Origin of the sequence: Planktothrix tepida PCC 9214, assembly GCF_900009145.1 — a bacterium.
GTDB classification, from domain to species: domain Bacteria; phylum Cyanobacteriota; class Cyanobacteriia; order Cyanobacteriales; family Microcoleaceae; genus Planktothrix; species Planktothrix tepida.
Window position 1 is genome coordinate 1 of sequence record NZ_LN889847.1, and the last position, 202, is coordinate 202.

Annotated in this window: 1 rRNA gene; it reads right to left on the reverse strand. The window is 53.5% G+C overall.

Annotated elements, in window-relative coordinates:
• Nucleotides 1-202 (reverse strand): 16S ribosomal RNA (locus PL9214_RS29425); the annotation flags it as partial.

Here is a 202-nt window from a genome sequence, read left to right on the forward strand (position 1 = left end):
AGGAGTCTGGGCCGTGTCTCAGTCCCAGTGTGGCTGATCATCCTCTCAGACCAGCTACTGATCGTCGCCTTGGTAGTCCCTTACACTACCAACTAGCTAATCAGACGCAAGCCCCTCTGTTGGCGATAAATCTTTTACCTCTCGGCTCATCCGGGATTAGCAGTCGTTTCCAACTGTTGTCCCCGTCCAACAGGCAGGTTCT